The 22070-nt window shown below is 63.2% G+C and carries 25 protein-coding genes; 15 read left to right on the top strand and 10 right to left on the bottom strand.

What is annotated here, in order from left to right:
* Window positions 1–187: 187 nt before the first annotated feature.
* Window positions 188–457: a 30S ribosomal protein S15 gene (gene rpsO, locus AC1ZQA_RS04895; protein WP_482678700.1), complete on the bottom strand. Its 270-nt coding sequence runs from the start codon at window positions 455–457 to the stop codon at window positions 188–190.
* A gap of 166 nt (window positions 458–623) precedes the next feature.
* On the opposite strand from rpsO, the gene AC1ZQA_RS04890 reads away from it, so the two are divergent.
* Window positions 624–1154 (top strand): Hsp20/alpha crystallin family protein, encoded by a 531-nt coding sequence (locus tag AC1ZQA_RS04890; protein WP_482678699.1) that lies wholly within the window; start codon window positions 624–626, stop codon window positions 1152–1154.
* Between the two features lie 197 nt (window positions 1155–1351).
* A complete protein-coding gene (locus AC1ZQA_RS04885) occupies window positions 1352–2119 on the top strand; it encodes a metallophosphoesterase (protein ID WP_482678698.1) in 768 nt (255 codons plus the stop codon).
* On the opposite strand, the gene tsaD is transcribed toward AC1ZQA_RS04885, so the two are convergent.
* Window positions 2116–3144 carry a tRNA (adenosine(37)-N6)-threonylcarbamoyltransferase complex transferase subunit TsaD gene (tsaD, locus tag AC1ZQA_RS04880; protein WP_482678697.1) on the bottom strand — a complete coding sequence of 343 codons (1029 nt, stop codon included), beginning with the start codon at window positions 3142–3144 and terminating at the stop codon, window positions 2116–2118. The two genes, AC1ZQA_RS04885 and tsaD, sit on opposite strands and share 4 nt — an antisense overlap.
* Here tsaD and AC1ZQA_RS04875 point away from each other — a divergent pair.
* The 9 genes from AC1ZQA_RS04875 to ftsB all read left to right on the top strand — a co-directional run bounded on the left by AC1ZQA_RS04875 (window position 3143) and on the right by ftsB (window position 10677).
* Complete coding sequence (locus AC1ZQA_RS04875; protein WP_482678696.1) at window positions 3143–4360, top strand: BaiN/RdsA family NAD(P)/FAD-dependent oxidoreductase; 1218 nt, start codon at window positions 3143–3145, stop codon at window positions 4358–4360. The two genes, tsaD and AC1ZQA_RS04875, sit on opposite strands and share 2 nt — an antisense overlap.
* Window positions 4361–4505: 145 nt before the next feature.
* On the top strand, window positions 4506–4718 hold the full coding sequence (gene rpsU / locus AC1ZQA_RS04870; protein ID WP_482678695.1) for a small ribosomal subunit protein bS21: 213 nt from the start codon (window positions 4506–4508) through the stop codon (window positions 4716–4718).
* Between the two features lie 105 nt (window positions 4719–4823).
* Window positions 4824–5273, top strand: a complete 450-nt coding sequence (locus AC1ZQA_RS04865; protein ID WP_482678694.1) for a GatB/YqeY domain-containing protein — start codon at window positions 4824–4826, stop codon at window positions 5271–5273.
* 6 nt (window positions 5274–5279) lie between these two features.
* Window positions 5280–6131 carry an alpha/beta fold hydrolase gene (locus AC1ZQA_RS04860; RefSeq protein WP_482678693.1) on the top strand — a complete coding sequence of 284 codons (852 nt, stop codon included), beginning with the start codon at window positions 5280–5282 and terminating at the stop codon, window positions 6129–6131.
* 28 nt (window positions 6132–6159) lie between these two features.
* A complete protein-coding gene (locus tag AC1ZQA_RS04855; RefSeq protein WP_482678692.1) occupies window positions 6160–7809 on the top strand; it encodes a CTP synthase in 1650 nt (549 codons plus the stop codon).
* Window positions 7810–7823: 14 nt separating this feature from the next.
* On the top strand, window positions 7824–8690 hold the full coding sequence (gene kdsA, locus AC1ZQA_RS04850; protein WP_482678691.1) for a 3-deoxy-8-phosphooctulonate synthase: 867 nt from the start codon (window positions 7824–7826) through the stop codon (window positions 8688–8690).
* 7 nt (window positions 8691–8697) lie between these two features.
* Window positions 8698–8985, top strand: coding sequence for a DUF1330 domain-containing protein (locus AC1ZQA_RS04845; protein WP_482678690.1), 288 nt, complete (start codon window positions 8698–8700; stop codon window positions 8983–8985).
* Between the two features lie 53 nt (window positions 8986–9038).
* Window positions 9039–10322 (top strand): phosphopyruvate hydratase, encoded by a 1284-nt coding sequence (eno, locus tag AC1ZQA_RS04840; protein WP_482678689.1) that lies wholly within the window; start codon window positions 9039–9041, stop codon window positions 10320–10322.
* A gap of 25 nt (window positions 10323–10347) precedes the next feature.
* Entirely contained in the window at window positions 10348–10677 is a 330-nt protein-coding gene (ftsB, locus tag AC1ZQA_RS04835) for a cell division protein FtsB (protein WP_482678688.1), read from the top strand.
* Here ftsB and hslO read toward each other — a convergent pair.
* Entirely contained in the window at window positions 10671–11612 is a 942-nt protein-coding gene (gene hslO / locus AC1ZQA_RS04830; RefSeq protein ID WP_482678687.1) for an Hsp33 family molecular chaperone HslO, read from the bottom strand. The two genes, ftsB and hslO, sit on opposite strands and share 7 nt — an antisense overlap.
* Complete coding sequence (locus tag AC1ZQA_RS04825) at window positions 11609–12136, bottom strand: gamma carbonic anhydrase family protein (protein ID WP_482678686.1); 528 nt, start codon at window positions 12134–12136, stop codon at window positions 11609–11611. The genes hslO and AC1ZQA_RS04825 overlap by 4 nt, the downstream gene beginning before the upstream one ends.
* Before the next feature lie 24 nt (window positions 12137–12160).
* On the opposite strand from AC1ZQA_RS04825, the gene aat reads away from it, so the two are divergent.
* Both aat and AC1ZQA_RS04815 read left to right on the top strand, forming a co-directional pair.
* Window positions 12161–12904, top strand: coding sequence for a leucyl/phenylalanyl-tRNA--protein transferase (gene aat, locus AC1ZQA_RS04820; protein WP_482678685.1), 744 nt, complete (start codon window positions 12161–12163; stop codon window positions 12902–12904).
* Window positions 12901–13656, top strand: a complete 756-nt coding sequence (locus tag AC1ZQA_RS04815; RefSeq protein WP_482678684.1) for an arginyltransferase — start codon at window positions 12901–12903, stop codon at window positions 13654–13656. Before aat ends, AC1ZQA_RS04815 begins: the two co-directional genes overlap by 4 nt.
* 12 nt (window positions 13657–13668) lie before the next feature.
* Here AC1ZQA_RS04815 and AC1ZQA_RS04810 read toward each other — a convergent pair whose 3' ends face one another.
* Together AC1ZQA_RS04810 and AC1ZQA_RS04805 are read right to left on the bottom strand one after the other, a co-directional pair.
* Complete coding sequence (locus tag AC1ZQA_RS04810) at window positions 13669–15090, bottom strand: LutB/LldF family L-lactate oxidation iron-sulfur protein (protein WP_482678683.1); 1422 nt, start codon at window positions 15088–15090, stop codon at window positions 13669–13671.
* A 2-nt stretch (window positions 15091–15092) separates the two neighbouring features.
* A complete protein-coding gene (locus AC1ZQA_RS04805; protein WP_482678682.1) occupies window positions 15093–15824 on the bottom strand; it encodes a (Fe-S)-binding protein in 732 nt (243 codons plus the stop codon).
* 120 nt (window positions 15825–15944) lie between these two features.
* On the opposite strand from AC1ZQA_RS04805, the gene AC1ZQA_RS04800 reads away from it, so the two are divergent.
* Entirely contained in the window at window positions 15945–16751 is an 807-nt protein-coding gene (locus tag AC1ZQA_RS04800; RefSeq protein WP_482678681.1) for an IclR family transcriptional regulator, read from the top strand.
* 39 nt (window positions 16752–16790) lie between these two features.
* Here the strand turns inward: AC1ZQA_RS04800 and pbpG are convergent, their stop codons facing one another.
* From pbpG to AC1ZQA_RS04780, 4 genes are all read right to left on the bottom strand, one after another.
* Window positions 16791–18155, bottom strand: coding sequence for a D-alanyl-D-alanine endopeptidase (gene pbpG / locus AC1ZQA_RS04795; protein ID WP_482678680.1), 1365 nt, complete (start codon window positions 18153–18155; stop codon window positions 16791–16793).
* Window positions 18156–18348: 193 nt separating this feature from the next.
* On the bottom strand, window positions 18349–18753 hold the full coding sequence (locus AC1ZQA_RS04790) for a group II intron maturase-specific domain-containing protein (RefSeq protein ID WP_482678679.1): 405 nt from the start codon (window positions 18751–18753) through the stop codon (window positions 18349–18351).
* Complete coding sequence (locus tag AC1ZQA_RS04785; RefSeq protein ID WP_482677102.1) at window positions 18738–20195, bottom strand: IS5 family transposase; 1458 nt, start codon at window positions 20193–20195, stop codon at window positions 18738–18740. Before AC1ZQA_RS04785 ends, AC1ZQA_RS04790 begins: the two co-directional genes overlap by 16 nt.
* Before the next feature lie 82 nt (window positions 20196–20277).
* Window positions 20278–20910 carry a reverse transcriptase domain-containing protein gene (locus tag AC1ZQA_RS04780; RefSeq protein WP_482678678.1) on the bottom strand — a complete coding sequence of 211 codons (633 nt, stop codon included), beginning with the start codon at window positions 20908–20910 and terminating at the stop codon, window positions 20278–20280.
* Here AC1ZQA_RS04780 and AC1ZQA_RS04775 point away from each other — a divergent pair.
* A protein-coding gene (locus AC1ZQA_RS04775; RefSeq protein WP_482676881.1) for an IS3 family transposase occupies window positions 20879–22068 on the top strand; the annotation gives its coding sequence in 2 pieces (ribosomal slippage) (window positions 20879–21137 and window positions 21137–22068; 1191 coding nt in all). The two genes, AC1ZQA_RS04780 and AC1ZQA_RS04775, sit on opposite strands and share 32 nt — an antisense overlap.
* Window positions 22069–22070: the final 2 nt, after the last annotated feature.

Here is a 22070-nt window from a genome sequence, read left to right as displayed (position 1 = left end):
ACGCCGCATCCGGCACAGCCACATCCGTTGAAACACCCGGCGGAGTGATGCCATTCCAGCGACGCCCGGATCGGCCGGAACGTCGGTGGAATGACACGGGTCACACCGCCACCAAAAAACACTTGAAACAAATACAAAAAACGCCTGTGCCGAAAAACTCTCACAGGCGTTGTTGCAACACGACGGCTTACTTGCGCAGACTGAGCTTGGCGATCAGGGCGCGATAACGGTCGGCGTCCTTGTCTTTCAGGTAGTCCAGCAACTTGCGACGACGACTCACCATCTTGAGCAGGCCGCGGCGGCCGTGATGGTCCTTGGCATGCGTTTTGAAGTGGCCGGTCAAGTCGTTGATGCGCGCAGTCAGCAACGCAACCTGCACTTCCGGGGACCCGGTATCACCCGCCCCGCGGGCATTTTCGGCGACGATTTGCGCCTTGTTGAGATCAGCTACAGACATATCAGTTTCCTGTGAGAGAACACGCGAACGCAGGAGAAACCATCCCGCGCCGTGAAAGTGAAACAGTGCATTGTATCCACAAGCCAGAGCAGCCTGGCAGTTTTGCCGATTCCAGCAGCGATCCACCAGCCCAGCAGGCCGCTTGAGCCGAACGTCCAAGAGTATCTTGAAAACCGTCACACTGACAGCATATCTTGCGCAACGGGGCGCGAACCCCTACCAACCAAGGAGAATTGTCATGGCTTATACCGTTACAACCCCATCCAACCGCGTTTCTCTCTACAGCAGCGGCCTTGATCCAGTTTTTGGCCGCTTGTTTGATCAGGCCTTCCGGGATTTTTTCGCCACGGGCGATAGCGAAGCCCAATCCTTGAAAAAACTCAGCATGGATGTGACCGAAACCGACACCGGATATCTGGTGCATGCCGACCTGCCCGGCGTTGAGAAAGACGCCGTCAAAATCCAGGTCGAAGGCTCGCGGGTCACCATCTCGGCCGAGTCGAAGCGCCAGGACGAGAAAACCGAGGGCGGCAAGGTGATCTACCGCGAACGCAGCACCAGCCAGTTCTATCGGTCCTTCGACCTGCCTGCCGAGCTTGATCCCTCTGCAGCCGAAGCCAAGCTGGAAAATGGTGTGCTGTCTCTGACCCTGCCACGCAAGGTTCAGACGGCCGCGTTGCAGATCGCCGTGAAGTGAGGCTCTGCTGGATGCGGCCGTTGCGGCCGCATCCAAGCATCCAAGCGTCTGGTGCAAGCGAGATCCGCCATTTGCCCTTCGTCTGGGGTGAGGAGTAGTTCACGATCAGGCACATTTATGCGCCCGAGGCAGCGAGTCTGCGCCTGATCCGGTTTACAGTGCGTTTACACAACACCACACGCACTGCTGGCCGCGCCATGCGCATACAACTTCTGTCCGATCTGCATCTGGAAACCGAGAATTTCACACCTCAGGTGGCGGAGGATGCAGACCTGCTTGTTCTGGCAGGCGACATCGACGCCAATCATCATCAGATCGACCTGTTCAAAAACTGGCCAGTTCCGGTGATCTACGTGGCCGGCAACCACGAACATGATCACAAGGATTTCGACCAGACACTCGAGGCCCTGCGCGAGCGCTGCGATCGCCTGGGCTTCACCATGCTCGAATGCGAGCAAACACGCATCACCCATCGAGGCCGCACCATCCGCGTGCTGGGCACAACCCTCTGGAACGACTTTGAACTATTCGGCTCCGAGGGCATCGAGCGCAGCATGCGCGCCGCGCGCTACTTTGCCGAACAGGTGCAATGTGCCACCCGGCACGGCAAGCCCATGGGCGTTGCCGAACTGCGGGACGAAGGCCAGCATTGCCGAGACTGGCTGCGGGAACAGCTCACCAATCCGGCGCACCGCGCGCCGCAGGACGATGCCACTCTGGTCATCACCCATTTCGCGCCCAGCCTGCGCAGCAACGATCCGCGCTATCCCCTGAACGCCTCGACGGCGAGCTTCTGCAACGCGTATGACGACATGATCGCGCACAGCACCTTGTGGCTGCACGGGCATCTCCACTGCAGACATGATTACCGCGTCGGCGCGGCGCGCGTGGCGTGCAACGCACGGGGTCTGGCGAGCAAGGGCGAGGACAGCGACTTTCAGCCGCAAGGGATCTGGGAAATCTAGGCCACGTCGATCTGCTTCAGATCCCATCGCGGCAGCACATCGAATGGCCCCGCTTTTCGGGCTGCATCAGGCTGCGCCTGCAAGCGCAGCGCTCCCGCCAGGGCAATCATTGCGCCATTGTCGGTACACCATTCCAGTTCGGGAAAGAACAGTTGCACCCCTCTGGCAGCAAGCGCGGAAGACAGCTTTTCGCGCAGCTGCCGGTTGGCGCCCACCCCCCCTGCAACGACCACAGAGGCACGCCTTGTGACCTGCTGGGCGCGCAGGGTCTTGTGGACCAGCACATCCGTGATGGCCGCCTGCGCAGCGGCGGCCAGATCGGCCCGGCTCTGTTCACAGAGATTGGTGCCCAGTCCACGCACCTTGGTCAGCACGGCGGTTTTCAGCCCGGCAAAGGAAAAATCCAGATCGGGACTATGCATTTTGGGCCGCGGCAGATCGAATGCCAGCGCATTGCCAAACGCCGCAAGCCGCGCCAGCGCCGGTCCGCCGGGATAGCCCAGGCCAAGCAGTTTGGCGGATTTGTCGAAGGCCTCTCCGGCCGCATCGTCCACCGTTTCGCCCAGCAGCGCGTACTGCCCGAAGGCCTGCACGTCAAGCAACATGGTGTGGCCGCCAGAGACCAGCAGAGCCAGGAAAGGAAAGGATGGTGGTTGCTTCGACAGCAGCGGAGACAGCAGATGCCCCTCCAGATGATGCACGCCGATCAGCGGCTTGTCCAAGGCCATGCCCAGAGCCGAGGCCACACCGGCGCCGACAAGCAACGCCCCGGCGAGACCCGGGCCGCGGGTGTATGCAATGGCATCGATCTGCGGCAGGTGCACGCCGGCCTGCCTGAGCGCGAGGTCGGTCAGCGGCAGAAGGCGGCGGATGTGATCGCGCGAGGCCAGCTCGGGCACGACGCCGCCATAGGCCTGGTGCATGTCGACCTGAGAATGCAGAGCATGGCCGAGCAGTCCCGCTTCGGTGTCGTACAGTGCGGCGGCGGTTTCATCGCACGACGTTTCAATTCCAAGAACCAGCATGCCCGGCAGTCTAGCTTCCAGCCCTTCCCACCGCTGCGCGCCGCAGCGCTTTGACGCCATCATCCTGGGCGCCGGGGCGGCTGGCCTGCTGTGCGCCGCACTTGCAGGCCAGCGCGGGCGACGTGTGCTGCTGCTCGATCATTGGCCGAAGATCGCGGAGAAAATCCGCATCTCTGGCGGTGGGCGATGCAACTTCACCAACCTGCACACTCGCCCGGACAATTTTCTGTCCGGCAATCCACATTTCTGCAAATCGGCCCTGTCGCGCTACACCCCACAGGACATCATCGGTCTGCTGCATCAACATCGCATCGGCTTTCACGAAAAGCACAAGGGCCAATTGTTCTGCGACGACTCTGCTGAATTGCTCATCCGCGCCTTGCTGGACGAGTGCGCAGCGGGCGGCGTGACGCATTGGCAGCCTTGCCCCGTGGAGACAGTGGAAGCAGCCGCACCCGGCTTTCGTTTGCGCACGGCAAAAGGCTGGGTCAGCGCCAACGCCCTGGTCGTGGCGACCGGAGGGCTGTCGATCCCGCAAATTGGCGCCACCCCGCTGGGCTACCAGCTCGCCGCGCAGTTTGGCCTGCCCATCGTGCCGCCAAGACCGGCGCTGGTGCCGCTCGCATTCGATCCGGCACAGTGGGCGTCTTTCGCCGATCTCAGTGGCGTCTCCCTCGAGGTCGACATCCGCGCCGATGGCGCCCGCTTCCGCGAAGACCTGCTATTCACCCACCGCGGACTCAGCGGCCCCGCCATTCTGCAGGCCTCCAGCTACTGGCAGCCGGGATCTGCGCTGCACATCAACTTGATGGGCGACTTAAGCGAAGCAGCCTGGCGCAAGGCCAAGCAGGGCAACCGTCGCACACTGGCCGGTGAGCTCGCCCAGCACCTGCCGCAGCGGCTGGCGCAAGCCCTGGCGGCGCAAACCCCTGACGCGGACCGCCGCATGGCTGACCTCAGCGACAGATCACTGGGTGCGCTGTGGCAGCAATGGCACGACTGGCAGTTGCGCCCCAGCGGTACCCTGGGCTGGCGCAAGGCCGAAGTGACCGCAGGCGGCGTTGACACAACGGCGCTGTCCTCGTCCACCATGATGGCCCACGATGTTCCCGGGCTCTACTTCATCGGCGAGGTGGTTGACGTCACAGGCTGGCTGGGCGGCTATAACTTTCAGTGGGCCTGGAGTTCGGCCGCAGCCTGCGCAAGGGCACTCTGACACCGCAAGCGTTTGTTGCACACTGATTTTGTGCATATAATTCTGTGGCTAAACTTTTTGCAGCGGCAAGCCTCAAGAATGCGTCTGGAACTCACAGGCGTTTGAACGCCAGCCGAGGCTGCCCACCTAAGACTGAAGTTCATCAATGACCACCATCCGCATCAAAGAAAACGAGCCTTTCGACGTCGCCCTGCGCCGCTTCAAGCGCACCATTGAAAAACTCGGCCTGCTGACCGAGCTGCGCGCCCGCGAGTTCTATGAGAAGCCCACCGCCGAGCGCAAGCGCAAGAAAGCTGCGGCGGTCAAGCGCCACTACAAGCGCATCCGCAGCCAGACCCTGCCCGAGCGCAAGTACTGAAATCTGAGCCATCCTGTGCGTGCCCGTTGTTTCGGTGCCCGCAACGGACTTCTGCCTGATTGAAACAGCCCGCCCCTGCAGCGGGCTTTTTGCATTGGACAAGCCATGACCCTCAAAGACCGCATTCAGGACGACATGAAGGCCGCCATGCGTGCCAAGGACGCTCCTCTTCTGGGCACCATCCGCCTGCTGATGGCGGCGATGAAACAAAAGGAAGTGGACGAGCGCATCACGCTCGACGATGCCGCCGTGGTGGCCATCATCGACAAAATGATCAAGCAGCGTCGCGACGCCATCGCCCAGTTCGCGCCCGCAGGGCGGCAAGACCTGGTGGACAAGGAAGCAGCGGAAATCGCCGTGCTCGAACGCTACCTGCCCGCACGGCTGAGCGCCGAAGAGATTGACGCCGAGATCCGCGCCCTGATGGCGCAGATCGGTGCAAGCGGTCCGCAGGATCTGGGCAAGCTCATGGGGCCACTCAAGACGCAACTCGCCGGTCGCGCCGACATGGGTGTGGCCGCAGCGCGCGCCAAGGCCTTGCTGGCCGGGGCCTGATCTGGCGTGAGCACGCCTGCCAACGCCGCGCAGCGACCGCTGCTGGTGTTTTCGCACGCCAACGGCTTTCCTGCTGCGGTATACCGCAAGCTGTTCCTGGCGCTGGAGCCGGCGTTTCGGGTGCGCGCCGTGCCCTTGTTCGGCCATGACGCGCGCTACCCGGTGCGCGACGGCTGGAAGCCACTGGCGCAGCAATTGATCGACTATCTGCAGCACGATTGCCATGGCGAGCCTGCAGTGCTGGTAGGGCACTCGCTCGGCGGCTATCTCAGCCTGATGGCGGCCCATGCCCACCCGGAACTGGCACTGCAGGTCATCCTGCTCGACTCACCGGTTGTCGCCGGCTGGCGGGCGCGCCTGCTCTGGCTGTCCAAGCGCACCGGACTGGGCGAGCGATTTTCTCCCGCGGCAGCAGCCAAGCGGCGCCGGATCCAGTGGCCGGATGTCGCCACGGTGCAAAGCCATTTCGCGGCCAAGGCGGCATTCCGGCAATGGGATCCGGACATGCTGCACGATTACGCACGGTTCGGCACCACCGCGACACAGCACGGACGCGCCCTGGCCTTCGAGCGCGAGGTGGAATACCGCATCTACAAGACGCTGCCCCATCAGCTCGGCAAACTGGCGCGCAAGCCGTTTGCGGTGCCGGTGAGCTTCATCGGCGGCCGGTCGTCCCGCGAAATCCGCATGGCAGGTCTGCAGACCACGCAGCGCCTCGTGCAGGGGCGCATGCAGTGGCTGGATGGCTCGCACCTGTTTCCATTCGAGTCACCGCAAGAGACCGCACGCCTGATCGAACGCGCGTTTGCCCTGGCAGACAGCGCCTGTCACCCGGGTCTCGAAACCTGCTCCCTATAATGCACTTTTACCGGCATTCGTCGCGGCTATGACCAAATATGTGTTTGTCACCGGGGGAGTGGTGTCCAGCTTGGGCAAGGGCATCTCATCCGCATCTCTTGCTGCGATTCTCGAGTCGCGCGGCCTCAAAGTCACCCTCATCAAGCTCGATCCCTACATCAACGTCGATCCGGGAACGATGAGCCCGTTCCAGCACGGCGAAGTGTTCGTCACCGAAGACGGCGCCGAAACCGATCTCGATCTGGGACACTACGAGCGCTTCATCACCACCCGCATGCGCCGGGTGAACAACTTCACCACCGGCCAGATCTACGACAGCGTACTGCGCAAGGAACGGCGCGGCGAATACCTCGGCAAGACGGTGCAGGTGATTCCACACATCACCAACGAAATCCAGGACTTCATTCGGCGAGGCGCCGGGGAAGGCACGGCCGATGCGGTCGATGTGGCCATGGTGGAAATCGGCGGCACCGTGGGCGACATCGAGTCCCTGCCCTTCCTCGAAGCCGCGCGGCAGATGAGTCTGCGCATGAAGCGGGGCGATTGCGCCTTCATCCACCTCACCCTGGTGCCCTTCATTCCGGCCGCGGGCGAGCTCAAGACCAAGCCCACGCAGCACAGCGTGCAGAAGCTGCGCGAAATCGGCATCTCGCCCGACGCCCTGCTCTGCCGTGCCGACCGGCCCATCCCGGATGAGGAGCGCGCCAAAATCTCCATGTTCTCGAATGTGCGGGAAGACGCGGTGATCTCGGTGTGGGACGCCGACACCATCTACAAAATTCCGCAGATGCTGCATGCGCAGCACCTCGACGACATCCTCTGCGAGAAGCTCGGCCTGAATGCACCCCCTGCCAACCTCAAGGTCTGGGAGGATCTGGTGTGGGCGCTGGAGCATCCTCAGCACGCTGTGCGCATTGCGATGGTCGGCAAGTATGTCGATCTGTCCGACTCGTACAAATCGCTCAACGAGGCCCTGCGTCACGCTGGCATCAAGACCGGTTCGCGCGTCGAAATCACCTACCTCGACTCCGAATCACTCAACCCCGACAACATTTCCCAGCTCGACGCCTTCGACGCCGTGCTGGTTCCCGGCGGGTTTGGCAAGCGCGGGATCGAAGGCAAGATCCTGGCGGCGCAGTACGCCCGCGAACACCAGATTCCCTACCTCGGCATCTGCCTGGGCATGCAGGTCGCAACCATCGAATTCGCCCGCCATGTGGCTGGTCTGCCGCAGGCCAACAGCACCGAATTCGATCCCGACACCCCGCACCCCGTCATTGCGCTGATCGACGAATGGCAGGACCGCGATGGCACCATCCAGAAGCGTCACGCCGGCTCCGATCTGGGCGGCACCATGCGCCTGGGCGCGCAAAGCTCCGATGTGAAGCCCGGCACCCTGGCGCACAGCATCTACGGCAATGTGGTCACCGAGCGCCACCGCCACCGCTACGAAGCCAACGAACATTACCTGGCGACGCTGCAGAAGGCAGGGCTGGTGATCTCGGCCATCACCCAGCGCGAGCACCTGACCGAAATCGTCGAGCTGCCGCAGTCAGTGCATCCGTGGTTCGTCGGCGTGCAGTTCCACCCCGAGTTCAAGTCCACGCCCTGGGGCGGCCATCCGCTGTTCACCGCCTTCATCCAGGCCGCGCTGCAGCGCCACGCGCACCGCGCCTGATCCATCGACACACCATGCCCATACCTCAGACCCTCTGCGGCTTTCCTGTCGGCCTCGACCAGCCCTTCTTCCTGATCAGCGGCCCCTGCGTGGTCGAGTCCGAGCAACTGCAGATGGACGTGGCCGGGCAGTTGCGCGACATCTGCAAGTCACTCGACATTCCGTTCCTCTTCAAGTCGAGCTACGACAAGGCCAACCGCTCCAGCGGCACCTCGTTTCGTGGCCCCGGCATGGAACAGGGTCTGGACATTCTGGCCAAGGTGCGCCGCGAGCTGGGTGTGCCCGTGCTCACCGATGTGCATACCGCCGAGGAGGCGCCCCGCGTGGCTGAGGTGGTGGACGTGCTGCAGACACCCGCCTTCCTGTGCCGCCAGACCGACTTCATCCAAGCGGTCAGCAGCCTGGGCAAGCCGGTCAACATCAAGAAGGGCCAGTTTCTCGCCCCAGGCGACATGAAAAATGTCATCACCAAGGCGCGCGCGGCGGCCGAGCAGGCAGGACATCCCAACACCTTGTTCCTGGCCTGTGAGCGCGGCGTGAGCTTTGGCTACAACAATCTGGTGTCGGACATGCGCGCGCTGGCCATCATGCGCGAGACACAATGTCCGGTGGTGTTCGACGCCACGCACTCTGTGCAGTTGCCGGGCGGCCAGGGCACGCGCTCAGGCGGACAGCGCGAGTTCGTGCCGGTGCTGGCCCGCGCCGCAGTGGCTGCGGGCGTGGCCGGGGTGTTCATGGAAACCCACCCCGACCCGGCCAACGCGCTGAGCGACGGGCCGAATGCGGTGCCGCTGCACCACATGCGCGCGCTGCTCGAAAGCCTCAAGGACATCGACACCGCGGTCAAGCGCCGCGGCTTTCTCGAAACCCACTTCATCTAAACAGAACATGAGCGCCTACATCATCGCCCAGGTCGACGTGACCGATCCACAGCAATACGAGCAATACAAGGTGCTGTCCTCGCAGGCCATCGCCGCGCATGGCGCCGAGGTCTGCGTGCGCGGCGGCGCGGTCGAGGTGCTTGAAGGCGACTGGGCGCCGACCCGCGTGGTCGTTCTCAAGTTTCCCGACATGACCGCAGCACGCGCCTTTTACGACAGCGCCGAATACCGGCTTGCGCGCCAGGCGCGCGCCGGCGCCGCGACCATGCGCATGATCGCCGTGCAGGGCGTGTGACGCCCAATCTCCCCTTTTTTGTCCATCACCCCATTCCCCGAACAGGAGTTTTCATGAGTGCCATCGTTGACCTGACCGCCCGCGAAATCCTCGACAGCCGCGGCAATCCCACTGTCGAGTGCGACGTGGTGCTGGAAACCGGCTTCATCGGCCGCGCTGCGGTGCCGTCGGGCGCCTCGACCGGTACGCGCGAGGCCATGGAACTGCGCGACGGCGACAAGTCGCGCTACGGCGGCAAGGGCGTGCTGCGTGCGGTCGAGCACATCAACACCGAAATCACCGAAGCCGTGATGGGCCTGGACGCAACCGAGCAGACCTTCCTCGACCAGACCCTGATCGATCTCGACGGCACGCACAACAAATCGCGTCTGGGCGCCAACGCCATCCTGGCCGTGAGCATGGCCGTGGCCAAGGCTGCGGCAGAAGAAGCCGGCATGCCGATCTACCAATACCTCGGCGGCTTTGCGGCACGCGAACTGCCGGTGCCGATGATGAACGTGATCAACGGCGGCGCGCACGCCAACAACAGCCTGGACATGCAGGAATTCATGATCATGCCAGTGGGCGCGCCGAGCTTTCACGAGGCGCTGCGCTACGGCGCCGAGGTGTTCCATGCACTCAAGGGCATCTTGAACGATCGCGGCATGCCCACCACCGTGGGCGACGAAGGCGGCTTTGCGCCCAACGTGGTCAACCACGAGGCCGCGCTGCAACTCATCGTCGAGGCCATCGAGAAGGCGGGCTACCGTCCGGACGAGCAGATCGCCATCGCCCTCGACCCGGCGTCGAGCGAGTTCTACAAGGATGGCAAGTACCACCTCGAAGGCGAGGGCAAGGTGCTGGAGTCGGCCGAACTGGTCGCGCTTTACGAAAGCTGGCTGGGCAAATACCCCATCGTGTCGATCGAGGACGGGCTGGCCGAGCAAGACTGGGACGGCTGGAAGCATCTCAACGCCACCCTGGGCAAGAAAGTGCAACTCGTCGGCGACGATATCTTCGTCACCAACACGGGCATTCTCAAACGCGGCATCGAAGACCGGTTGGCCAACTCCATTCTCATCAAGGTCAACCAGATCGGCACGCTCACCGAGACCTTCGCCGCCATCGAGATGGCCAAGCGCGCGGGCTGGACCGCCGTGGTGTCGCACCGCTCGGGAGAAACCGAGGACAGCATCATCGCCGACATCGCCGTGGCCACCAACGCCGGGCAGATCAAGACCGGTTCGCTGTCGCGCAGCGACCGCATCGCCAAGTACAACCAGCTGCTGCGCATCGAGGAAAACCTGGGCGAGACGGCACGCTTCCTCGGCCGCGACGTGTTCTACAACCTGCGTTGACTTCGCCGCGCGAGGCGACCGCACCATGCGCTGGGTCACCGTCTTGCTGTTGAGTCTGCTGCTGCTGCTGCAGTGGCCGCTGTGGTTTGGCGAGCGCGGCTGGTTTGCGGTGCAGCGCCTGCAAAACCAGCTGGCCCAGCAAGATCAGGCGAATCGAAAGGCCCAGCAGGACAACGACCGGCTCAGTGCGGAAGTGCATGATTTGAAATCGGGCCTGAGCGGTGTGCAGGACCAGGCCCGCCGTGAAATGGGCATGGTCAAGCCCGATGAAATCTTCGTGCAGATCGTGCCGCCCGCACGCGCCAGCAGCCCGCCGGCCAGTGCAGCGGTCACGTCGCCCGCAAATCCTCAATGACGGCTTGACGCCACCGGGGGTTGCGCCAAGGTGTTGAGAAACACCTGCGCAGCGTCGATGGCATCGAAGGCGTAGCCCTGACCGCAGAATTCGCAGCGCACATCCACCTCGCCCTGCTCGGCGAGGATCGACTCCACCTCGTCGCGCCCCAGCATGCGCAGCATGCCGGCCACGCGCTCGCGCGAACAGGTGCAATGAAATCGCGGCGACTGCGGCTCGAACACCCGCACCTCTTCCTCCCAGAACAGACGCCGCAGAACGTCTTCGGGGGCCAGTAGCAGCAACTCCTCCGGTGTCAGCGTGGCAGCGAGATGGCGCGCCCGGGCGTAGGCCTCCTCGGGCTGCTCGGCACCTTCTGCAACGTTCTGCGCCGCGGGCATGCGCTGCAGCAGCAGGCCGCAGACGGACTGCGCGTTGCTCGCCAGCATGAGCATGGAGTCGATCTGTTCCGACTGCGCCAGATATTGCTCCAGCATGGCTGCAAGCGTCGGCAGGGTCTCGCCCTGCGGATCGGTCAGCGCCACGATGCCCTGGTAGGGCTGCAGGCCCGAATCTGGATTGCGCGGGTCGAGGGTGATCGCGCAGCGTCCCTTGCCGTGCAGATTGACCAGCGCGGACAGCTCGGTGGGCAGCGCGACGTCATCCGGCAGATCGTCGGCCATCTTCGCCGTGGCGCGCACCCCGAAGTCGGGCTGACATTCGGCCACGGCGAGTTTCAGCGGACCATCGCCCTGGATCTGCAGCACCAGCGCGCCGTCGAATTTGAGGCTGCCCGCCATCAGGGTGCTTGCGGCGGCCATCTGTCCGACCAGTGCGGAAATCGCCTGCGGATAGCTGCGACGCTTCTGCAGTTCGGCCCAGGTGGCGTCCAGACGCACGAGCACGCCGCGCACATGGCCCGTGCCGAGCATGAATTTGACAAGTTGATCGTTCATGGTTGGATCAGTTGAAGTTCCCGGGCGAACCGTCCGGCCCGCTCGACATAGTGTTGGGTGTTGGCCTGCATGGCGGCAATGGCCTGCGGCGTCAGCTCGCGCGCGACGCGCGCAGGCGAGCCAAGAATGAGCACACCGTCTGGAAACACCTTGCCCTCGGTGACCAGCGCACCGGCGCCGACCAGGCAGTTGCGGCCGATTTCGGCACCGTTGAGGATCACCGCCTGGATGCCGATCAGACTGCCTTCTCCGATGGTGCAGCCGTGCAGCATGGCCTGATGGCCGATGGTCACCCGCGGCCCCACAGTCAGCGGGTAGCCCGGATCGGTGTGCAGCACTGCACCGTCCTGTACGTTCGACTCCTCGCCGATGTCGATCGGCTCGTTGTCCCCGCGCAGCACCGCACCGAACCACACACTGGCGCACGCCTGCAGCCGCACCCGCCCCATGACATGCGCCCCCGGTGCGACGTAGGCATTGGCCGCGATCTCGGGCCGCCATGCGGCGAATTGGTAAATTGACATGATGCTTCACTCCCCATGCACGCCATGAATTGGCAACTCCCTCGTCTCGCTCCGGGAGATGATTTTCCGCCCGTCTCGCAGGCCCTGCCCGCATTGTCGCCTTTCCCTGGCCTGCTTGCCGCCGGCGGCCGCTTGGATGCGGACACGCTCGAGCGTGCCTATCGGCGCGGCATCTTCCCGTGGTTCAGCCCCGGCGAGCCGGTGCTGTGGTGGAGCACCGACCCACGCATGGTGCTGCGCCCCGCCCAGCTGCGAGTAACGCGCTCGCTCAGGCAATCTGTCCGGCGCTTCATGCGCAATCCCGATGTGCAGTTGCGCATCGACTCGGCATTTTCGCAAGTGATGCAGCAATGCGGCGCGCAGCGCGCCGCAACCGGCACCTGGATCACCGAGGAGATGCTGCGCGCCTACACCGATCTGCATCGGCGCGGCCTGGCGCACAGCTTCGAACTGTGGGAGGGCAGCCGCCTGCGCGCGGGGCTCTACGGCGTCTGCATCGGTCGCATGTTCTACGGCGAGTCGATGTTCACCACCGTGGCCGACGGTTCCAAGACCCTGCTGATGGCGCTGTGCGGGCTGTGCCAGCGCGAAGGCATCGAGATGATCGACTGCCAGCAGCAGACCGACTATCTGGCGCAGATGGGCGCCACTCCCATTGCCCGCGCGGACTTTCTGCAGCATGTGGAGCAAACCACATCGCTGCCAGCGGTGCAGAGCTGGCAGTATGATCGGGACACCTTCCTCACCGACTGCGCGCGCTGGCTGTGACCCATCCCAAGGAACTACCGCTCACCACTCTGCAGTTCTATGCCACGGCGAGCTATCCGTGCAGCTATCTGCCGGGACGGCAAGCGCGCTCGCAGGTGGCCACGCCCAGTCATCTCATCAACGCCGACGTGTACTCCGATCTGGTGCGCGTCGGGTTTCGCCGCAGTGGCCTGTTCACCTATCGCCCGCAATGCGAGGACTGCCAGGCCTGTCTGCCCATTCGCGTGCTGGCCGCGCAGTTCTGCCCGAACCGGGCTCAGAAGCGTGTCTGGAGGCGGCATGCCGATCTGAAGGTGCGCGTGCTCAAGCTCGGCTTCATTCCCGAGCATTACCAGCTCTACCTGCGCTATCAGGCCGCGCGCCACACCGGCGGCGGCATGGACCATGACAGCATCGACCAGTACGCCCAGTTCCTGCTGCAAAGCCGGGTGAACACGCGGCTGGTCGAATTTCGTGCACCGGCACAGCAGGGCGAGGAACTCGGCGCGCTCAAGATGGTGTCAGTGGTCGACGTGCTGTCCGACGGACTGTCTGCGGTCTACACCTTTTTCGAGACTGCAGACCTTCACAGCAGCTACGGCACCTACAACGTGCTGTGGCAGATCGAACAGGCGCGCAGCATGCAGCTGCCGCATGTCTATCTCGGCTACTGGATCGCGCACAGCCGCAAGATGGCCTACAAGTCGAATTTCACGCCATTCGAGATTTATCAGGGCGGTCGATGGTTCGACCCGCTGCAACCGGGCATCTGACCACGCGGGCATTCACGACGGGTTTTTCTCCCGGGCACGCTGCGCAAACTGCTGCTTGAACGTGGTCTGCGACGGCACCGGCAGATCGCGATACGCCGTCCAGCCGCTTGCCCCCGGCAGATGCTGCACCCGCCTGCGCTCGCCTCCGAGCAGACGCAGCACACGCGACGCCAGCCTTGCCCCCGGCCGATACAGCCAGGGATGCCGCACCGCATAGCCCCAGATGCGCAGCGCCCAGCGTTCCATGCCCGGGCGCAGGCCGCGTTCGAACTGCTGCTCTCGCAGCTTGCGCAGCAGATCGGGCAGAGGAATTTTCATCGGACACACCACCTGACACTGCCCGCACAGCGTGGCGGCCTGCGGCAAATCCTGGGTGCTTTCCAGCCCTTGATAGCTCGGGGTCAGCACCGAGCCCATGGGCCCCGGGTAGACCCAACCATAGGTGTGCCCGCCGATTTTTTGATAGACCGGGCAGTGGTTCATGCACGCCCCGCAGCGAATGCAGCGCAGCATCTCGGCGAACGCCCCACCCACCAGACTGCTGCGCCCGCCGTCGAGCAGCACCACGTACATGTGCTCGGGGCCGTCGAGATCGCCCGACCGCTTCGGCCCGGTCAGCACCGAAAAATAATTGCTGATGCTCTGCCCGGTCGCCGAGCGCGGCAGCAGGCGCATCACTGCGGCCAGGTCTTCCAGCGTGGGCAACACCTTCTCGATGCCGGTCACCGCCACATGCACCCGCGGCAAAATGGTGCACATGCCCTCATTGCCCTCATTGGTCACCAGGGCAACAGAACCGGTTTCGGCCACGATGAAGTTGCCGCCAGTGATGCCCATGTCCGCAGCGAGAAACTTCTCCCGCAGCACCTCGCGTGCCTCGCGGGTCATTTCGGGGATGTCGGTCTTGCGTGCGGTGTGGTGCACCTTGGCGAACAGGTCGGCGATCTCCTCCTTGTCCTTGTGCACCACCGGGGCGATGATGTGCGAGGGCGGCTCGTTGCCGTTGATCTGCAGGATGTATTCGCCCAGATCGGTCTCCGTCACCTGAACCGCAGCCGCCTCGAGCGCGGCGTTCAGCCCCATTTCCTCCGACACCATGGACTTGGACTTGATCGCCCGGGTGCAGCCGTGCTTGCGCGCAATTCTCACCACCAGATCGGCCGCCTCCTGCGGAGTTTGTGCCCAGAGCACGGTCGTACCGCGGCGCTGCGCCTCGGCCTCGAACCGTTCCAGCCAGAGGTCCAGCGTGTTCAGTGCCAGATTGCGACGGCGCACCGCTGCGTCCCGAATGTCTTCGAATCCGTCGAGCGCAGCAATGGCAGCAGCCCGCCCGGTCACGAACTTGGTGGACAGTTTTTTCAAGTTCTGCTGCAGGCGCTGGTCTGCGAGCTTCTGCCCGGCGCGCGCCTTGAACTGCATGGTCTGCGATTGCATGGTCAGCGCCTCCCTGTCAGGACTTCGGCGATGTGCAGCACCTGGGTCGTGTTGTCGCCCTGCCGCCGCAGCCGCCCCTCGATCTGCAGCATGCAGCCCAGATCGCCAAGCACGACGGCACGCGCCTGGGTCGCCTGGATATTGGCGCATTTGTCGTCTGCAATCGCGGCCGAGACGTTGCCGTATTTCACCGCGAACGTCCCCCCAAAGCCGCAGCATTGCTCGCATTGCTCCATTTCGCGCAGCCGCAACCCGGGCACGAGAGACAGCAACTGGCGAGGCTGGTGTTTGATGCCCAGTTCGCGCAGCCCCGAACAGGAGTCGTGGTAGGTCACCTCGCCCTCGAACTGACCGGTCACCTGGCGCAGACCTGCAACATTCACCAGAAAGTCCGTCAATTCGTACAGCCGCGGTTGGATGGCCGCAAAGCGGCGCAGCAGATCGGGCTGATCCTTGAGCACATCCGGGTAGTGCGTCCTGATGGTGCCCATGCAGGAACCGGATGGCGCGACCACATAGTCGAAACCCTCGAATTCGTCCAGAAACTTTTCCGCCAGCGCCAGTGTCGTGCGGCGGTCTCCAGAGTTGTAGCCCGGCTGACCACAGCACGTTTGCGCCATGGGCACATGCACGTCAAAGTGCCCCGCTTCCAGCAACTCCACCGCAGCCATTGGGATGCTGGGCCGCATCACATCGGCCAGACAGGTGATGAAGAGTCCCACGCGTTTTTTCATCTGGCCATTATCAACCGGGTGGCTTGTGGCTTGCTGACGAGAGACGACAGCCTGACGCAATTTTTCGCCTCGCACTTTTCCGGTAGGCAAAAATGCATTCCAGACTATAAAATTTCCGCAATGCAACAATCCGCCACTCTCAAATCGGCTGAGGCCATAGCCCAGACTGCAGAACCGACCATCCAGGTGCTCGGGCGTGCGTTTGCTGTGCTCGACGTCCTGGCGCGCAATCCTGATCCGATGCAGCTCAAGGATATCGGCGCCGCCACCGGACTGCATCCCTCCACGGCGCACCGCATTCTCAACGATCTGGTGGTGGGGCATCTGGTGGAACGGGTCGATGCAGGCACCTATCGTCTGGGCATGCGTCTGCTCGAGTACGGCAATCTGGTGAAAGCGCGCCTGAACGTGCGGGATGCGGCGCTCGGCCCGATGCGAGACCTGCATCGACTCACCCACCAGCCGGTCAATCTCAGTGTGCGTCAGGGCGACGAAATCGTCTACATCGAACGCACCTATAGCGAGCATTCCGGCATGCAAGTCGTTCGCTCCGTTGGCGGGCGGGCGCCACTGCATCTGACCTCTGTCGGCAAACTGTTTCTCGCTGCCGACGACGCCTCCCGTGTCAAGGCCTACAGCCTGCGCACTGGCCTTGCAGGACAAACACGCAACAGCATCACCAATCCGCAGCAGCTCGAGCGGGAGCTTGGCAAGGTTCGTGTGGATGGTTTTGCACGCGACAACGAAGAACTCGAACTTGGGGTGCGCTGCATGGCTGCGGGCATTTACAACGATGATGGCGAACTCATCGCCGGGCTGTCACTCTCGGCACCTGCAGATCGGCTGATGGAAGACTGGCTGGACAAAGTGCAGTCGACTGCGCAACGCATTTCTGCCGCGCTGGGCTACAGGGGGCCACGTCGTTAGCGCGTGTGCAGATCAAGTCTCAACCGCCTGCCCCTGCATTCACTCGCCAAGCGCTGCCGGCGCCTTTTCGACGAGGGCGGTGCGCACAAAACCGGGCTCGGCTGCGGGATGCGTCGTCGCCTCTCCAAGCTTGGGAGCTGGGTCATGCAGAGAATTGAACCCCCTGGCTTCCAGCCAGGTTCGAATGCGCTGGGCATCGCCAAAGTGCGAATATTTTCCCCAGGCATCGAGAAGAACCACAATCACTCTGCGTCCTTCGAACTTGGTCTGCAACACAAGGCAGTGCCCCGCCTCGTTGATGTAGCCGGTTTTTTGCAGCAGGATGTCCCAGCCACGATTGAAGACCAGATGATCCGTATTGCGGAATTGCAGCGTGCGCGGGCCGACATCCACTTCGCTTTCGGGGTGAGTTGAAAACTCGCGGATCATGGGGTAGTGATAAGCCGCCTTGACCAGCAGGGCAAGATCATGCGCGGTCGACTCGTTCTGCGGCGACAAGCCGGTCGGCTCGACATAGCGCGTGGAATTCATCCCCAACGCCCGCGCCTTCGCATTCATCGCTGCAATGAAGGCGACCAGACCGCCGGGGTAATTTCTCGCCAAAGCATGCGCAGCCCTGTTCTCCGATGACATCAGGGCCAGTTTGAGCATTTCTTCCCGAGTGAGCCTTGTCCCTGGACGCAGACGCGACGCGCTCCATTTCAGCGTGTCGATATCGGCATCGGTGATTTCGAGCACCTGATCCATCGGCTGGTGCGCATCAAGAATGACGGCCGCCGTCATCAACTTGGTGAGTGAGGCAATCGGGCGAGCCGTATCCGCGTTTTTGCTCAGGAGGATGCGGCCCGTGCCCTCATCGACCACCAAGGCAGAACCAGAGCGCAGGGCCAGGGGATCATCGTTTGCCGCCGTGGATACTGCCGAAACCTGCAATTTGTCTGTCGCACGCACCACCGAGGACGCCGCGCCAGCAACGAGTGCAGTTTTCAAAATCTGCGGATCAGGACGATGCGATCCGAGCGCATTGGATCTGTTCGCCTGTACCGCAGACGTCATCGTGGCACGCTCGTTTTGTCGCGCGTTCACATGCGATTTCGCAATCACGCGCCTTCGCACGAGGCGCTCATGCGCCGCGACATGGACCGGCTTTCGCTTCGCAACAGGCTTAGGTATGGCTTTCTGAGTCTGCCGTGAAGTCGCAATCGATTTTTTCGACGTATGCAGCCGTCCTTCCTTCAACTGCTTCGCTGAATGCTTTCTTGCGGTCAGCTGCTTGGTCGCGTCCCGATGAATTTCTTGGTTGGCCGCGGCAAAAGCCGGGGTGCTGCCCAGAATCACGAAAAGAACCGAGACAAGCAGCAGCCCCTGCAGGCGAAACAACGTGTGAAAAAAGGGCGGGCGCATATCGGCAACAACTCAAAATGACAAAGTGATGTTCAGCGTATCAAATGCTTGAATAAGTCGCAAGATCAAAAACTTGAACAAGCTTTTTCAAGTCGCTGCTGAATTGATGCTTTGAATCGGCAATCGAGTAGGGGACGGGGTCACCCCCGTCGCCCTCTCACACCACCGGACGTGCGGTTCCGCATCCGGCGGTTCATTGAACACACTGGAGTCGTCGCGTCGTATCGAGCAGCGACACCAGACCTGATCGATCAAAGAAGGACTTCGGGAACGCCTGATTCATGTGGCTTGCGCCACTGTTCCACCACGGCCCGCGTTGGTTGAACGCCGAGCGGAATGCCCGCTCCTGCCTCAGTCCCGCCTTCATCAAGTTCCTGGCGCGCGTATAGGGGCGTTTCCACTGTCGCCACAGGATGCAGCGCAGCTTGCGCCTGATCCAGCCATCCCGCTCTTGCAGCGCCCGCTTGGTCTCGGTCAGCTTGAAGTAGTCGCCCCTGCAAAATTCGTTTTCCGTTCCCCAACCGGACGGAACGCCACCCCATGAGACAGCCGCGTCGGGATTGGGGCGGCGAGCCCACAGTCTCAGGCCAGTGCCCAAGCGGGGCCGCGGGCGGGCGGTGAGGCGCCCATCGCCCGCGCACCCCCCAGCGCCTGGCGCAGCAGGCGCAAAAAAACCGGGCCCAGGCCCAGACGGACGATGGCGCGCAGCAGCCATTTGATGTTGTAGCCCGCCGCGCAGCTCAGGGCGTGCAGCGCATCGCCCAGCGCCCCCTTGAGCCAGCAGCGATCCAGGCGGTGATCGGCCTTCAAGTGTCCGATGGCCGGCTCTACCGCCGAGCGGCGGCGCAGCCAGGTGCGCTGCTGTGCAGTCAGGCGCTTGAACTTGCCGCGGTGCAGGATGTGCCGGCCCGGGTTGTCGGCATCCACCCCGCGAAAGCCCAGATCGACGACGACATGTTGGATGGTCACGGCCCAGTCCTGCATCAGAATGGTGGCCTGTTCCAGTGCCGCATGCAGGATGTGGCCGTCATAGGGATTGCCGGGGAAGGTGCGCGCCCCCAGCATCAGCCCCTGCTGGTGCGAGACCACCACGGCCGTCTTCACCCCAAACTCGTAGGGCTTGCGCGCCTTGCCCTTGCCGATGCACTCCACCTCCGGGGCATGCAGGGCGTAGAGTTTGTTCTTGTCTTTGGGTTGCTGCGTGCGCACGGCTTCAGCCCGGGCCATCCACTCCTGGAGCGCAGCCAGCGCTTTGGGGGAAGACGGGACAAAGTCCGCCGCCTGAAGCGTGCGCTGCACCGCGCGCAGCACAATCCCCAGGATCGTGCGCTGGCGTTTGATCACGCGCTGCAGACGCCGCAATTGCTTGGCGTGGGCATAGCCTGCCGCCTTGAAGCGCAAGGCCTTGCCTTCCTTGGCGTAGGTCTGCTTGAGGGGGATGCCTGCTTGTTTGGCGCTGCGCACCACCTTGTGGCGGGCGATCTCCAGCAGGCGGCTGTCGGTGGGGTGGGCGATGGCCTTCTCCTGCACGGTGGTGTCGACGATCACCCGCTGCAGCTCCTGGGGCTGCACGGCGCGGGTGGCCACAGCCGTGTCGATGGTGGCCTTGAGGAGTTCTTCCAGGCCGTCTTCCCCCAAGGCGCGGCGAAACCTCCCGACCTGGGTCGCGTCGCACGGCAGGCGGTGTTCAAAGTACGCCTGGCCCGAGAAGAACTGCCACAGCACGTTCTCGCTCCAGCGCACGACCAGTTCCTCATCGCTGACGTTGAAGGTGTGCTTCAGATACAGCAGGCTGATCATCAGCCGCAGGGGCAGCCGTGGACGACCCGCAGCACTGGCGCCTGCACCCACAAGTGCCTGATTGGGGCCGAACAGGTCCATGCCTTCGACCACGGTGCCTGCGCGCACTTGGCGCGCAAACTTCTCGGCAATGGCCGCCTCCAGTTGCGCCCAGGGCAGTCGTGTGGCCAGCACCGCCAGCGGGTCGCCCAGGTTGATCATCGCGTCGATGCGGCTGCGGAAAAAGTCGGGCGTTGCCATCCAGAAATCCCTCAGAAAATCGCCTCCACCATAACGTTTCTCAAGGGATTCGGTGCACCGAAAAACACAACAAAGTGTGCATTCATGCGGGGTGCAGGGGTTTTGCAGGGGGGACGAAGTACGCTGCCCAGCCGCGCAGGATCGGGTTGAGTTCGTGGATGACCGTCGTCAGACTGCGCCCCCGCGCGCCTTTGAGCACTGCGCGGAGTTTGCCGTCCAGCCGGCTCAGGCTGGCCGGCGCGATCCGCAGCTTCGGGGCTTTGTGCCACGTCAGGCTGTAGCCCAGAAACGTCCTCTTCCACGGTTCGGCCACCGCGCTCTTGGCCACATGGACCTTGAGCTTGAGCTTTTCCGTCAGAAACCGGGTGATGCTCGCCATGACCCGCTCCCCCGCCGCCTTGCTTTTGACGTAGATGTTGCAGTCGTCTGCATAGCGGCAGAAGGCATGGCCCCGGCGTTGCAGTTCCTTGTCCAGTTCCGTCAGCAGGATGTTCGATCGCAGTGGACTCAAGGGCCCGCCTTGCGGCGTGCCTTCCGTCCGCGGGGAGACGATCCCCTGTGCCATCATGCCCGCTTCGAGATACCGGCGGATGAGGCGCAGTACCCGACCATCACTGATCTGACCTTGCCCGTGAAAAACGTATCCCTTGCTGAGTGATTCAATCCAAGCAAGGAGAACGGAAATGACGAAGACGACAAGGCGGGCGCGGTACACGCTCGAGTTCAAGCAAGAGGCTGTGCGGCTGGTCGAGGGCGGCCAGAGCATCGCTGCGGCAGCCCGCACACTGGGCGTGGTGGATCAGACGCTGTTCAACTGGGTCAAAGCCCAGCGGCACGGCAAGCTCAAGGGGGCTGACAGCAAGGTCGTCAGCGCCGAGCAGATGGAGATCAGTCGGCTGCGGGCCGAATTGGCGCGTGTGAAGATGGAGCGCGACATCCTGGGAAAAGCGACGGCGTACTTCGCAAAGGCAGCGACGTGAAGTACGCCTTCATCCAGCGCCACCGGCGCGTGTGGCCGATCTCGGTGCAGTGCCGGGTGCTGGAGGTCAGCGTGGCTGGCTACCACGCGCACGTCGTGCGGGCCGCCAGCACGGCCCAGCAACGCCATCTCAGCGACGATGCGCTGCTGGTGCATATCAAGGCCATCCACGCCGAGACCCGTGGGAGCTACGGCTGGCCGCGCACCTGGAAGGAACTGCTGGCCAGGGGCATCCGCGTGGGCAAGGAGCGTGTCCAGAAGCTCATGCAACGGCATGGCATCCGCGCCCGTGGCAAGCGGCGCTTCAAGGTCACCACCGACAGCAATCATGACTTCCCGATTGCCCCCAACCTGCTTGACCGGCAGTTCACCGTGGCCGAGCCCGACAAGGTCTGGGCAGGTGACATCACCTACATCGCCACCGACGAAGGGTGGCTGTTTCTGGCCGTGGTCATTGATTTGTTCAGCCGCCAGGTGATCGGCTGGAGCCTGCGCGCCGACATGACGCGCGACATCGTCATCGACGCCCTGCGCATGGCTTGGTTCAAGCGCCATCCGAGCAAGAAAGCCGGGCTCATCTTCCACAGCGACCGCGGTAGCCAGTACGCTGCCAAGGACTTCCGCGACGTGCTGGCCGAGTATGGGATCACGAGTTCAATGAGCCGCAAAGGCAACTGCTGGGACAACGCTTGCAGCGAGACGTTATTCGGTTCGCTCAAGGTGGAGCGGTTGCATGGGCAGCGCTTCAAGACACGTCGCCAAGCGATGGACGAAGCCGTCGCCTGGATGCTCTGGTACAACCGCACCCGGCTGCACTCAACCCTGGCCTATGTCAGCCCGATGCGGTTCGAAGAAAACTGGCTCGCCAACAAACCAAGGCAAGCCAGTGCATGAGT

It is taken from the genome of Thiomonas sp. DCM-2, assembly GCF_056820905.1.
This window is presented reverse-complemented; position numbering and strand designations above follow the sequence as displayed.